Below are 13,225 nucleotides of genomic sequence, written 5' to 3'. Positions count from 1 at the left end.
AGAAAGCAAGAAAGCAAGAAAAGTAAAAAAAAGATGGCATAAGCCATCTTTTTTAGCAACTATTTCATAGAATCAATTGATCCTAAAACTTCATCTATTTTAGATTCTACTGTGCTTTGTACAGCATTTCTTCCAGCTCCAAGATATGCTCTTGGATCGAATTCTTTTGGTTTATCTCCAAAAGTTTTTCTTACAGCAGCTGTGAAAGCTAATCTTAAGTCTGTATCCATGTTTATTTTACATACAGCCATTCCAGAAGCTTTTCTTAACATATCAACTGGAATTCCTTTAGCTCCAGCAATGTCTCCACCATATTGGTTACAAGTTTCAACTGCTTTTGGATCAACAGCTGAAGCTCCGTGAAGAACTATTGGGAAACCTGGTAATTTAGCTTGGATTTCTTCTAATATATCAAATCTTAATTGTGGTTTGAAATCTAATGGGAATTTGAATGCTCCGTGAGATGTTCCTATAGCGATTGCTAATGAATCAACTCCAGTTCTGTTAACAAAGTCAACTGCTTGTTCTGGATCAGTGTAGATATGTTCTGCAGCAACTACATCATCTTCTACTCCTGCTAAAACTCCTAGTTCAGCTTCAACAACAACTCCTTTAGAGTGAGCGTATTCAACAACTTCTTTAGTTAATCTAACATTTTCTTCATAGTCATAGTGAGAACCATCAAACATTACTGATGTAAATCCAGCATCTATAACTTCTTTAACAGCATCTAAACTTGGACCGTGGTCTAAGTGTAATGCAACATCTATACCAGTTTCTTCTATAGCAGCATCAACCATTGCTTTAAGGTATGCAGCTCCAGCATATTTTATTGCTCCTGTAGAACATTGAAGTATAACAGCAGAATTTTTAGCTTTAGCTCCTCTTAAAACTCCTTGAATGATTTCTAGGTTATTGATATTGAAAGCACCTATTGCGTATCCGCCTTCGTAAGCTTTTTTGAACATTTCTTTTGTAGTAACTAATGCCATGATTTTACCACCTTTCATTTATTTACTGGAGAAATATTAATATCTCTCCAAGATATCATTTTTGTTAGTGGACTTGTTACGTCCCACCGGGACTAATCCCTTTATGTTAATTATACTAAATGTACAAGCTATTTTCTATATGTAAATCAAAAAAAATGATATTTTTAGAAAATATTTTTAAGTCGTATCTCTTGAAGCTTTAACATTGTCTCAGCAGAAAACTTTATAAGGTGTATGGATGCAAGGGAATCTTCCTCATCTATAGTCTCTATATATTGAGTTAATTTAATTGCTTCAGAGCTTATATTATCAAATTCGGTGTGGTTTATGTACAATGATAAGGGGGTGGAACTTTGAGTTACAGAGTCTATAAGCTCGATGGCTTTAGTGTATCCACCTTCCCAATCTTCATTATTAATTAATTCCTCTAAATTTTCACTAATATCAATAATTTCTATGCAAGCCTTATTTAATTTAATGTGAGAGTAAAACATAAAACTTATTAATGCTAAAAATAGTCCTAGGGATGTTAGTATATTTTTCATGTATTCTCACCATCCAATTTTTCAAATTCTCCTTTAGCTTGGTATTGAAGTTTACCGGAGCTATCCATTATTATTATAAATACTTCATCCATACTTAGATTTTTTGATGAGACTTTGTCTTGAAGCCATTTGACGTCTTTATGTAATTTTTTTAGAGAGTCTTTATTTACTTTTCCATTGTATAATAAAACTAAAGGTAAATGACTATTTTCATTATTTTCTTTAGACATTATAGATAACTGACCATTACTTTCTAATATGGCATATTTAATTGAAGATACATCAAAGTTTCCTGTTAATCTTAATTCTTCAAGAAGGTCTTCAACGTGAATTCTCTGACTTTTTAATGCTTTTTCATTTATTTTACCATCTCTTATAAGAACAGAAGGGTCACCATCTATTAGTTTTCTCATGAACTTACTTCTTATTTGAAGCTCAGTAAAAAATACTTCTAATATTAGTAGAGTTAATATAGGTATGATACCTAGAATTAAGGGCAATCTTACATCTTGCATTGGAACAGTAGCCAAATCAGAAATTACTATAGTTATTACAAGTTCGTAAGGCTGTAATTCTCCTATCTGTCGTTTTCCCATTAATCGAATAACTAAAACTACCAAAATATACAATATACAAGTTCTAATTAAAACTATAAACATAAAAAACACCTCCAAAATAATTTATCCAAATAAAGATAATTATATGTAGTAGTTATCAAGTTTAAGGTTTGTTATATAATAGTAATGAATAGTTAATTGTTTGGAGGTTATGTGACATGAGTAAAATTCAATTAAATTTATGTAATGGTCTTAAAGTAGAAGTGGATAGAGGAATAGAATTCACTGAAATTATAAATAAATATTATAAAGAGAGTAATTTACCTATAATGCTAGGAAGATTAAATAAAAAGTATATAGAGTTAAGTAGGAAAGTTGAGGAGTCCGGAGATTTTGAGGTTATTTATAACAATAACCCTATTGGAACAATGGCTTATGGAAGAACTGTAACTTTTTTATTTATAAAAGCAGCTTTAGATATTTTCCCAGAATCAAAAATAACTATGGAACATTCAATTAGTAAGGGGATATTTGGGGAAATCCACAAAGAGGAAGTTTTAACGGAAGAGGATGTTAATAAGATTAAAATTAGAATGCAGGAACTAATTGTTAGAAAAATTCCTATAAGTAAAAATAAATTTTTAAAGGAAGATGCTATAGAAATTTTTAAGGATTATGGAATGATTGACAAGGTAAAATTACTTAATCATATGAATCTAGAGACAGTTAAGTTATATGAGCTAGATGGAAGATATGATTATTTCTATGGTCATATGGCAGTTAACACTAAAGAAATAAAGGTTTTTGATGTTATTTATTATGATAAAGGTTTTATTCTAAGGTATCCAGATGATAAGAAACCATTAGAGATACAGGAGTTTAAGGAACATAAAAAACTATCAAATATATTTTATGAAAATGAAACATGGCTTGATATTTTAGGTGTTGGAGAAGTAGGCTCTTTAAATGATAAGATTGAATCTAGTGAGATTATAGATATTATACAGGTTTCAGAGGCGCTGCATGAGAAGAAGATAGCTAATATAGCAGATATGATTTCAGAAAGAAAAGATGTAAAAGTTATTTTGATAGCAGGACCAAGTTCTTCGGGAAAAACAACTTTTTCAAAGAGATTAGGAGTTCAATTAAGGGTAAATGGATTTATACCTACTCCAATATCTTTGGATGATTATTTTGTAGATAGAGAGAAAAATCCTATAGGGGAAGATGGAAAACCTGATTTTGAATCCATAAATTCTTTAGATTTAGATCTATTTAATAAGCATTTAGAGTTACTATTAAAAGGTAAAAAAGTTGAGATACCTAGCTTTAACTTTGTTAAGGGAAAAAGAGAATGGCATGGACATGAAATTGTATTACCTCAAAATGGTTTGTTAATAATAGAAGGTATACATGGATTAAATGATCAATTAACAGCTTCTATTTCAGATGTGAATAAATTTAAAATTTATATAAGTGCATTGACACAACTGAACCTAGATAATCATAATAGAATTGCAACCACAGATGTTAGAAAAATTAGAAGGATAGTTAGAGATTATCTAACTAGAGGGTATGGTGGAGAGGACACTCTTTTAATGTGGAATTCTATAAAAAGAGGAGAAGAAAAGAATATATTTGTATTCCAAGAAGATGCAGATGTTATGTTTAATTCAACTCTTGTATATGAGCTTTGTGTGCTTAGAAAGTATGCGCTTTTTGAACTAGATAAGATAAAGGAAGAAAGTGATGTTTATTACGAGGCTCAAAGATTAAAGTCCTTTTTAGGATTCTTTAAAGACATAGAGACAGAAATGGTGCCAGGTAATTCTATATTAAGAGAGTTTATAGGGGGAAGTTGTTTTTATAAATATTAGTTTAACAAAAAGATAAAAAGGTGGTAATTATGAAAAAGTATGGAGTGTTTGATATAATTGGGCCTATTATGATAGGTCCCTCTTCCTCACATACAGCAGGAGCTGCTAGAATTGGGAGAATTGCAAGAGTTATAGCTGGGGAGGAATTAAAAGCTGTTAAGTTTATCCTTCATGGATCTTTTGGGAAAACTTATAAAGGTCATGGAACAGATAGAGCTCTTACTGCAGGGATACTAGGAATGAATCCTGGGGATATACGTCTAAGGGATGCCTTGGTTATAGCTGAGGATTTAGGTATAAAGATAGGGTTTGAAGAAGGGGATTTAGGAGATGTACACCCTAATACTGTAAAATGTATAATGAATGGAGTAAGTGGTAGTAACTATTCTATAACAGGCTGCTCAATAGGCGGGGGAAGTATAGTTATAAAAGCTATAAATGATCAAGAAGTTGATTTTACAGGAAGTTATCCTACATTAATTGTAAATCATAAGGATGTACCAGGAGCAGTATCGAAGGTAACATCACTTTTGTATGAGGATACAATAAATATTGCTTTTATGAAGGTTTTTAGAAGCCAAAAGGGTAAGGAAGCAACTATGATATTTGAAGTTGATAATGAAATTTCAGATAAAGTTTTAAATGGAATAAAAAATATAGACTACATATCAAAAGTTATAAGGATAAATCCTATTAAGGAAGGAGAATAAAAATTGTTAGCAAAAACAGGTGAGGAGCTTCTAAATATATGTGCTGATAAGGGCATTTCACTAAGTGAATATGCTATTCTTTATGAAATGGAGACCTCAGAATTAACTAGAGAAGAAGTAATTAAAGTGATGGAGAAAAGTTATGATGTCATGCTGGAAGCTTGCAGACAAGGAATGGAAGAAGAAGTTTTCTCTGTAAGTGGGTTAATTGGTGGAGATGGATATAAAATAAATAAATACTTAAATAGTGGAAAATCCCTTACAGGAAATGTTATTATAAAAGCAATGGCAAGAGCTATGTCCTGTGCAGAAGTAAATGCTTCTATGGGAAAAATAGTGGCATGTCCTACGGCTGGATCTTGTGGTATATTGCCAGCCGTTATTATTACAGCCGTAGAGCAGTTAGAGCTCGATTATGAAGGTGCTATAAAAGGATTGTTTGCAGCTTCTGCTTTAGGTATTATAATAGCTCAAAATGCAACTTTAGCAGGTGCAGAGGGTGGATGTCAGGCAGAGTGTGGTTCAGCCTCTGCTATGGGGGCTGCTGCTGTAGTAGAGATGATGGGGGGAACTCCAGAAATGAGCCTTAATGCTGCGGCTATAGTTTTTAAAAATATCATGGGACTAGTATGTGATCCAGTTGCTGGTTTAGTAGAGGTTCCATGCGCAAAAAGAAATGTAGCGGGAGCTGTTAGTGCCCTATCAACAGCTGATTTAGTTATGGCAGGAGTAAACAGTAAGATTCCATTTGATGATGTTTTAAGTGCTATGTATGATGTTGGAAAAAATATGCCTAGTGAACTTAAGGAAACTGCTATGGGTGGAATAGCTATTACAAAAACAGGAAAAAAATTAAAAGAACAAGTTTTCGGGAAATAAGCTTAAAGGGTTTAAGGAGATATGAAAATGAATTATGTTGAAGAAATCAAGAAGTTTGATTTAATTAGAAATACTAAGGTTTATGAATTAGCTAAGCTTGAGGTTTTACTTAAGTTAGATAAGGTTTATATATGGACTAAAGATGGGCATATAGCTGTTTTATCTTCAAATGAGGGAGAAAAATCTATATACATTTATACTGATAGAGAATTGATAACTTCAGATTATAGTAATTATGAAGAGTTTTCCTTATCTAAGTTTATAATTGTGCTTAAAAATAGAGACAATAATTTTAATAGTTGTTTTATTAATAAAGATACAGAAAGCCTTTCTATTTTATCAGAGAATATTCAATATTTTATAAATAGATATGAAGAGATATATACAAATACAAGTTTTAGAAATACAAATTCTTTAGAGCTTAAGGAAAGAACTTATATAGTTGCTAGAGAAGCTACAGATGAAAATAATATAGATGTTTTAATAAGAAACTCAGGTAATGATAAATACATATACATATATACTGAGGCTGATTTAGCTAAAAACAAGGTACATATGGAACAATTAAGTGCGTCAAAACTTGTGGGACTAAATAAAGAAAAACTAGGGAAATTAATAACTAATCTTAATAGTAACGGTATTAATAAGGTTATAGTTAATTTTGGAACAAACAATGGTATGGTTGTTGGTATTGAAGAGATAATTAGTTTATTAGCTTAAAACAAGGTTACAGCAATTGCACTATAAATAATTAAATGGTATATTAGATATAGATTAAATTTTAATATTTAGCTAGGGGGGCTGGTGTTGCCAGCTGAGATAGAAAACAAGATTTTCTGACTCTTATAACCTGATCTGGGTAAATCCAGCGTAGGGAAGCATTAGTTTTGTACTAAAATTAGTGTAGCTCTTGCTACACTTTTATTTTTTCTTTTTTATTTATGTACAAAAATATGGCGGATATAAGTCTCCTTGGCTAATTTTTAGGGGGATTAACGATGGAAAAAAGAATTAATGTATCAAGCACTTCAAAAATAGCAATAAGCGGAGTATTAATAGCAATAGGTACAACAACAAGTACTTTATTAACGATTCCTGTATTAGGAGCTAAAATGGCTCCGGTTCAGCATTTTATAAATGTGGTTTCAGCAGTATTATTAGGTCCTTATTATGCAGTATTAAATGCTTTTTCAATATCCTTACTTAGAAATGCCCTAGGAACAGGTACCTTATTAGCATTTCCAGGAAGTATGGTTGGAGCATTTCTAGCAGCATTAATGTATAAGTACTTTAAGAATATATATGCATCAGCCTTGGGAGAAGTAGTAGGTACTGGTTTATTAGGTGCATTACTAGCTTATCCAATATATGCCTATATTTTAGGTAAACAAGCTGCATTAACCTTTTTTATAGTGCCTTTTTCGATTAGTTGCGTAGGAGGAGCTATAATAGCATTAATATTTTTAAATATACCTGCCATAAAAAATTTATTAATTAAAGGAAGGGAGTAAATATTATGTTTAAAGCCTTAACTATTGCAGGTTCTGATTCTTGTGGAGGAGCAGGGATTCAAGCTGATATAAAATCATTTTCGGCAAATGGCGTTTATGGAATGAGTGTAATTACGGCTATAACAGCTCAAAGCACTCAAGGAGTTTTTGGAATTCAAGATATAAGCCCAGAAATAATATCAAAGCAAATAGAGGTGCTTTTTGATGATATTCATATTGATGCTATAAAAATAGGAATGGTTTCAAAGATAGAATCTATAAAAGCTATAGCTGAGTCTTTTAGAAAAGTAGATAAGCTGCCAGTAATAGTATTGGATCCAGTTATGATTTCAAAAACTGGTTTTAAACTATTATCAGAGGATGCTAAGGATACTTTAATTAAAGAGTTGTTTCCTTTAGCTACATTAATAACACCTAACTTACCAGAGGCTGAAGAGATTTTAGGGGTTGAAATTAAGGATATGGAGAGCATGAAGGAAGCTGCTACTAAATTATATGAATTAGGTCCAAAATATGTTTTGGTAAAAGGTGGTCATTTAGAAACTGAAGCTGACGATTTATTGTTTGATGGAAAGAACTTTACTATATTTAAAGGGAGAAGAGTAAATACTATACATACACATGGAACAGGATGTACCTTATCTTCTGCCATTGCAGCAAATTTAGCTAAGGGTATGAATGTAGTTGAAGCCGTTGAAGAAGGAAAAAGATATATAACGGTTGCTATAGAAAATGGATTTGAGCTTGGAAAAGGTGTAGGACCAACTCATCATTTTTACGAATTATATGAAAAAAGTGGATTAAATAAAAAATAATTAATAAATGTACCTATAAATTTAATATTATAGGTACATTTATTTTTTCTTAAATACTAATAATAAGTTATTATAGGAGGTGAATAGTATATGGAAACTTTAAAAAATTGGAGCAAGTGGAAAGATACTCTTGGCAAAGCTGTTGATTTAGGAGAAACTGTAGGAATGTCAGATGGAACAATAACTAATATTGCTGAAAAGGTTGGAACCTTTTTAGCAAATAATGTTGATCCCAAAACAGATGAAGAAAGACTTCTTAAAGAGTTATGGGATTATGCAGATTCAAATGACAAAGAAGTTTTAGCAAAACTTATAGTAAGAATTACAGATAAATAAGTTTTAAATCTTAAAGAGCGTTACGTATAAATTGTAATTGCTCTTTTTTTGTTGATAAGTTTAATAGGATTTTAATTAAAAATCTTAAAAGTTGATTTTTTTATTAAAATAAGGCAAAAATGATTTAATGAAGCACTGGGTGACGTGCTAAAGGATTAATGTTAAAATAAATCTAATGAAGCCTTTTAAGAGACTTCTAAAGTATAAAGGTTAAGAATGAATTTAGTGTTGGGTGAAGATATGTTTGAGAAAAATAGGATAGAAGAAGTTTTAAATAAGGTTTATGGATATAATAGTTTTAGAACTGGGCAGTGGGAACTAATAAATAACATATTAAATGGAAGAGATACGTTTGGTATACTTCCAACAGGAGCTGGAAAGTCTATATGTTATCAGCTTCCTGCGCTTATTTTTGAAGGTATAACTATAGTAATTTCTCCCCTTATTTCTCTTATGAAAAATCAGGTGGACTCTTTGAGAGAGGTTGGAGTGGACAGCATTTATATAAACTCTTCGATGAGTATAGATGAAATTAGAAAAGTTGAGATAGATATAATAAAAGGTAAATATAAAATAATATATATAGCGCCAGAAAGATTGTCTTCTAACTATACTATTAAATTGTTTAATAGCATAAAGGTTTCTCAAGTTGTGATAGATGAAGCACATTGTGTATCACAATGGGGACATGATTTTCGAAAAAGTTACAAAGACATATCACCTTTTATTAAAAGTTTAAGTTCAGATCCTGTAATATCGGCTTTTACAGCAACTGCAACAAAAGAAGTTAGGGAAGATTCAGTTAATCTTTTAGAATTAAGGAATCCATATATTTATATAGGTAGTTTTAATAGAGAAAACTTAATTATAAATATACATAAAGAAATAGATAAGTTAGAGTTTATAAAAGATTGTTTAAGAGATATAGATGAAAGTTCAATTATATATTGTTTAACTAAAAAAGAAGTTGATGGATTATACATTTATTTAAAAGATTTAGGTTTCTCTGTTTGTAAATATCATGGTGGTATGAGTGATAGTGAAAGAAATAGGAATCAAGATGATTTCCTGATGGACAATTATAATACTATGATAGCAACTAACGCATTTGGTATGGGGATAGATAAATCTAATATAAGGAATATAATACATTTTTCAATTCCTAAAAATATAGAAAGCTATTATCAAGAAATAGGACGAGGTGGAAGAGACGGTGAAAGGTGTAATTGTAACTTATTATATTCTAGAGAGGATATTTATTCAGTAGAATATTTGATTAATACAACCAGCCTTATTAATAGGAGAGAGATTGAACTTAGAAAACTTAATGAGTTATTGTCTTTATGTGAATATGATGGATGCTACAAGTCTTTTATATTAAATTATTTTGGGGAAAAAGATATAAAAAGTTATTGTAATAGCTGTTCAAATTGTTTTAATAATGATGAGTTAATAGACTTTACCCTTGAGGCTCAAAAGATACTTTCATGTGTGTATAGAACTAAAGAAAGTTATGGTATATCTGTACTTGTAGATATTTTAAGAGGGGTTAGGGGGCCTAAAATAGTTCAAAATCAGCTGACTAGTGTATCGACATTTGGAATAATGAAGGAATATTCTAGTGGCTATATAAAAGATATAATAAATAAACTACTTGAAGAGAAATATGTTTTATTAAAAGAAGGGACTTATTCGATTTTAAGGCTTAATGACGAATCAGTAAAAATATTAAAGGGCGTTCAGAAAGTAATGCTTAAAATAGAAAAAAGAGAGCTTACAGTATGTCAGGATGAAGAATTGTTTAAAGTACTTAGACTATATAGAAAAGATAAGGCTAAGTTAGAAAATGTAAAGCCATACATATTATTTAGTGATAAAACATTAATTGAAATAGCTAATAGAAAACCAAAAAGTTTTGAACAACTACTAGAAATTCAAGGTATTGGGGAGCGGAAAATAAAAAACTATGGTAGAGATATATTAACTATAGTTAATAAAAGGGAAGTTAAATAACTAAAACTGGATGAGTTAATGCCTTAGTTTTAGTAAAAGAATAAATTAATCAAAAAGGAGAATTTAAATGAATAAAGATTTAATTGTTGGATTTATTGGCACTGGGGTAATGGGAAGAAGTATGGCAAGTAATATTCTAAATGGAGGATATAAGCTTCTAGTTAATAATAGAACTAAAGAAAGCGCAGATACTTTAGTTGAAAAAGGTGCAGTATGGAAAGAGAGTATAGCTGATTTAGCTAAAAAAGCGGATGTAATTATTACTATAGTTGGATATCCAAATGATGTGGAAAATATTTATTTTAGAGAAGATGGAATATTAAATAATTGTAAAAAAGGTACTATAGTAATTGATATGACAACATCTAAACCAAGTTTAGCTCAAAAGATTTTTAATGAAGCTAAAGCAAAAGGTATATCTGCATTAGATGCTCCAGTTTCAGGCGGAGATGTAGGTGCAAGAGATGGAAAATTAACCATAATGGTAGGTGGCGAGAAAGAAGTTTTTGAAAAAGTTTCACCACTATTTAAGCTTATGGGAACTAGCGTAAACTTATTAGGGGCAGCAGGAGCAGGTCAACATACAAAGATGAGTAATCAGATAGCTATTGCATCTAATATGATAGGTGTTTGTGAAGCTATGGTTTATGCTAAAAGAGCAGGATTAGATCCGGAAAAAGTTTTAATGACTATAGGTGGTGGAGCCGCTGCAAGTTGGTCATTAAGTAATTTAGCCCCAAGAATGATTAAAGGAGACTTTGAGCCAGGATTTTATGTTAAACATTTTGTTAAAGATATGAAGATAGCTTTAGAAGAGGCAGAAAATATGGGAATAAAGCTTTTAGGTCTTGAACTTGCAAAATCTTTATATGATGAATTGGTAGAATATAAAAAAGAAAATAAGGGTACTCAGGTTTTATATGAGTTACTAGATAAATAAATAAAACACCTTATAAACGTTAGTTTATAAGGTGTTTTTGTTTTGTACGATTATTTTATAAAATTTTTTTGTAATAAGATGTTTATATAGGTGAATATATTTAAACAAAGGAGGGGATGTCTTATGAACTTCAAAGAAATGATACAAAGTGATAGAGAAAAGCATAATAAGAAAAAGTTTCAGGGAACATTTCTAGATTATTTGGAATTGGTTAAAAAAAATCCAGATATAGCTAAATTGGCTCATAAAAGAATGTATGATATAATCCTAAATCAAGGGTTTGAGATTTTAAAGCCAGAAGATAATCCTAGGATAAAAAAGTTATATGGTAGTGAAGGAATAAAAAGATTTAACTTTTTTAAAGATAGCTTTTTTGGAATAGATAGGGTTGTTATGAAACTTATGAATTATTTAAATTCAGCATCAATGAAAGGCGAAGAAGCAAGACAAGTGTTGTATTTAGTAGGACCAGTAGGCGCTGGTAAGTCGTCTTTGGTTGAATCTTTAAAAAATGCTTTAGAAACAGCTGATCCAATATATGTTTTAGATGGATGTCCAATGCAAGAAGAGCCACTTCATTTAATTCCTAAACATATTAGAAGGGATTTTGAAGACAATTTAGGAGTTCAAATTGAAGGGGATTTATGTCCTGTATGTAAGTATCGATTGATAAATGAATTTAAAGGTAAATATGAGGAGTTTCCTGTAGTAACTAAAGATTTTTCTATTAGAAGCAGAAAAGGTGTAGGGGTAGTACCACCGGTAGATCCAAATAATCAGGATACATCTATTTTAACGGGTTCAGTAGATATATCTAAAATGGATATGTATCCAGAAGATGACCCTAGAATATTCTCATTAAATGGAGCCTTTAATGTTGGGAATAGAGGTATGGTGGAATTTATAGAAGTATTTAAAAATGATGTTGAATATTTACACACAATTATAACAGCTACACAAGAAAAGTCTGTACCATCACCAGGAAAGGGCTCAATGATATATTTTGATGGACTTATAATAGCTCACTCAAATGAAGCAGAGTGGAATAAGTTTAAATCAGATCATACTAATGAAGCTATACTGGATAGAATTGTTAAGATTGAAGTTCCATACTGTTTAGAACTTAATGAAGAGGTAAAGATATATGAAAAGATCTTAGGGAAGAGTAATTTTAAAGCCCATATTGCGCCACATACTATAGAAATGGCTGCGATGTTTGCTATATTATCTAGATTAACAGCCTCTGCTAAAGTTGATCCTATAACAAAGCTAAAAATATATAATGGTGATGACATAGTTGAAAAAGGAAGTACCAAGAGAATTGATATAGGAGAACTTAGAGAAGAAGCTGGTCCTATGGAAGGTATGAAGGGAATATCAACAAGATTTATAGTTAAAGCTATCGATAATGCTTTATCTAATTCAGAGCATAACTGTATAAATCCATTATCAATTATGGAAAGTATGATTAAGTCTGTAAAAGAAATGGATGTTTCTCAAGAAGAGAAAAAGAGATTATTAGGTTACATTCAAGATAATATCAGAAAGGAATATAATAAAACATTAGAAAAAGAAATAACTAAGGCATTTATCCATTCATTTAGAGAACAGGCAGAAAGCTTGTTTAATAATTATATAGATAATGCCGAGGCCTATGTTAATAAGAGTAAACTTAAAGATTCGGCAACAGGAGAGGAATTAAATCCAGATGAAGGTTTCATGAGAAATATAGAAGAACAAATATCTATATCAGATGCTTCAGCTAAGGGATTTAGATCAGATGTAACTTCTTATATGTTCTATGTAGTGAGAAATGGTGGGAAAATAGATTATACTTCTTATGAGCCATTAAAAGAAGCTATAGAAAAGAAATTAATGGCATCAGTTAAAGACTTATCTAGAATAATAACTAAATCTAGGGTTAGAGATAGGGAGCAAGATGAGAAGTATAGTTCTATGGTTGAAGAAATGAAATCCAATGGATATTGTGCACATTGCTGTGATGTTGTACTAAAATACGCAGCAAACAACCTATGGAAGGACTGATATA

At 30.7% G+C, this 13,225-nt stretch carries 13 protein-coding genes and 1 riboswitch; of the genes, 10 read left to right on the top strand and 3 right to left on the bottom strand.

Features of this window, described 5'->3' with window-relative positions:
• Positions 1-59: 59 nt before the first annotated feature.
• The 3 genes from fba to B3N22_RS10015 all read right to left on the bottom strand — a co-directional run bounded on the left by fba (position 60) and on the right by B3N22_RS10015 (position 2,196).
• Positions 60-992, bottom strand: a complete 933-nt coding sequence (gene fba, locus B3N22_RS10025; RefSeq protein WP_286906754.1) for a class II fructose-1,6-bisphosphate aldolase — start codon at positions 990-992, stop codon at positions 60-62.
• Positions 993-1,156: 164 nt separating this feature from the next.
• Positions 1,157-1,537: a DUF4363 family protein gene (locus B3N22_RS10020; RefSeq protein WP_286906752.1), complete on the bottom strand. Its 381-nt coding sequence runs from the start codon at positions 1,535-1,537 to the stop codon at positions 1,157-1,159.
• Positions 1,534-2,196 (bottom strand): DUF421 domain-containing protein, encoded by a 663-nt coding sequence (locus B3N22_RS10015; RefSeq protein ID WP_286906750.1) that lies wholly within the window; start codon positions 2,194-2,196, stop codon positions 1,534-1,536. The genes B3N22_RS10020 and B3N22_RS10015 overlap by 4 nt, the downstream gene beginning before the upstream one ends.
• Before the next feature lie 116 nt (positions 2,197-2,312).
• Between B3N22_RS10015 and B3N22_RS10010 the strand changes: the two genes are divergently transcribed.
• The 10 genes from B3N22_RS10010 (at position 2,313) to B3N22_RS09965 (ending at position 13,221) form a co-directional block, all read left to right on the top strand.
• Positions 2,313-3,971: a nucleoside kinase gene (locus B3N22_RS10010; protein ID WP_286906748.1), complete on the top strand. Its 1,659-nt coding sequence runs from the start codon at positions 2,313-2,315 to the stop codon at positions 3,969-3,971.
• Positions 3,972-4,000: 29 nt separating this feature from the next.
• Positions 4,001-4,681, top strand: coding sequence for an L-serine ammonia-lyase, iron-sulfur-dependent subunit beta (gene sdaAB / locus B3N22_RS10005; protein ID WP_286906746.1), 681 nt, complete (start codon positions 4,001-4,003; stop codon positions 4,679-4,681).
• Positions 4,682-4,684: 3 nt separating this feature from the next.
• Positions 4,685-5,560 carry an L-serine ammonia-lyase, iron-sulfur-dependent, subunit alpha gene (gene sdaAA, locus B3N22_RS10000; RefSeq protein ID WP_286906744.1) on the top strand — a complete coding sequence of 292 codons (876 nt, stop codon included), beginning with the start codon at positions 4,685-4,687 and terminating at the stop codon, positions 5,558-5,560.
• 27 nt (positions 5,561-5,587) lie between these two features.
• Positions 5,588-6,280: a hypothetical protein gene (locus B3N22_RS09995; RefSeq protein ID WP_286906742.1), complete on the top strand. Its 693-nt coding sequence runs from the start codon at positions 5,588-5,590 to the stop codon at positions 6,278-6,280.
• Between the two features lie 64 nt (positions 6,281-6,344).
• Positions 6,345-6,454, top strand: a riboswitch (TPP riboswitch).
• A gap of 104 nt (positions 6,455-6,558) precedes the next feature.
• On the top strand, positions 6,559-7,071 hold the full coding sequence (thiW, locus tag B3N22_RS09990; RefSeq protein WP_021803073.1) for an energy coupling factor transporter S component ThiW: 513 nt from the start codon (positions 6,559-6,561) through the stop codon (positions 7,069-7,071).
• A gap of 5 nt (positions 7,072-7,076) precedes the next feature.
• Positions 7,077-7,886 (top strand): bifunctional hydroxymethylpyrimidine kinase/phosphomethylpyrimidine kinase, encoded by an 810-nt coding sequence (gene thiD, locus B3N22_RS09985; protein ID WP_286906739.1) that lies wholly within the window; start codon positions 7,077-7,079, stop codon positions 7,884-7,886.
• Between the two features lie 90 nt (positions 7,887-7,976).
• A complete protein-coding gene (locus tag B3N22_RS09980) occupies positions 7,977-8,222 on the top strand; it encodes a DUF3243 domain-containing protein (protein WP_286906737.1) in 246 nt (81 codons plus the stop codon).
• A gap of 240 nt (positions 8,223-8,462) precedes the next feature.
• Complete coding sequence (gene recQ / locus B3N22_RS09975) at positions 8,463-10,235, top strand: DNA helicase RecQ (protein ID WP_286906760.1); 1,773 nt, start codon at positions 8,463-8,465, stop codon at positions 10,233-10,235.
• Between the two features lie 67 nt (positions 10,236-10,302).
• The gene (locus B3N22_RS09970) at positions 10,303-11,175 is read left to right on the top strand and encodes an NAD(P)-dependent oxidoreductase (protein ID WP_286906735.1); all 873 of its coding nucleotides are present in this window, start codon (positions 10,303-10,305) and stop codon (positions 11,173-11,175) included.
• A gap of 123 nt (positions 11,176-11,298) precedes the next feature.
• Positions 11,299-13,221: a PrkA family serine protein kinase gene (locus B3N22_RS09965; protein ID WP_286906733.1), complete on the top strand. Its 1,923-nt coding sequence runs from the start codon at positions 11,299-11,301 to the stop codon at positions 13,219-13,221.
• The last annotated feature ends 4 nt before the right edge of the window (positions 13,222-13,225 follow it).

This window comes from Clostridium sp. UBA1652, assembly GCF_002320975.1.
GTDB lineage: Bacteria > Bacillota > Clostridia > Clostridiales > Clostridiaceae > Clostridium_T > Clostridium_T intestinale.
Note: the sequence above shows the minus strand (reverse complement) of the source record. Positions and strands in the feature narration are given on the sequence as shown.